Raw genomic sequence first — 768 nt, 5'->3', positions numbered from 1 at the left:
CCGAGAAGGGCAAGCCCACCGGCACCAAAACCTGGGTCTTCAAAGCCGACAACGTCCGTGACTTCTCTTTCGCCAGCAGCCGCAAGTTCATCTGGGATGCCCTGAACCCGAATGTAGAAGGCAAGCGAGTATGGGCCATGTCGCTCTACCCCAAGGAAGGCAACCCCCTCTGGGGGCAGTACTCGACCCGGCTGGTAGCCCACACGCTGCGCTCGTATTCGCGTCGGACGATCGCTTATCCTTATCCGGTGGCCTACTCGGTTCACGGCCCGGTGGGTGGCATGGAGTATCCGATGATTAGCTTCAACGGTGCCCGCCCCGAAGCGGACGGCACGTATTCAGTAGGTACAAAGAATGGCCTTATTGGCGTGATCATCCACGAAGTAGGGCACAACTTCTTCCCCATGATCGTCAACTCCGATGAGCGGCAGTGGTCCTGGATGGATGAAGGCCTCAACAGCTTCCTCGATGGGCTGGCCAGTCTGGAGTGGGACGCCGATTACCCTGCCCGCGGCATTACCCCGCAAGGTATTGTCCCTTACATGCGGCTCGATTCGACCCAGCAGGTACCCATCATGAGCAGCTCGGACAATATTCCGAGAAATACATTTGGCCCGAACGCGTATAGCAAACCGGCTACAGCGCTGAACATCCTGCGCGAGACGGTCATGGGCCGCGAACTCTTCGACTACGCCTTCAAAGAGTACGCCCGCCGGTGGGCCTTCAAGTCCCCCGAACCCGCCGACTTCTTCCGCACCCTGGAAGATG

General features: G+C 59.0%; 1 protein-coding gene. It reads left to right on the top strand.

Annotation, left to right across the window (positions count from 1 at the left end):
• Positions 1-768: M1 family aminopeptidase (locus ACYVJM_RS32120; RefSeq protein WP_461152214.1), on the top strand; the 768-nt coding region annotated here is incomplete at both ends.

The organism is Spirosoma pulveris (genome assembly GCF_054781875.1).
The sequence above is the reverse complement of the archived record's forward strand: the minus strand, read 5'-3'. Positions and strand labels throughout refer to the sequence as shown.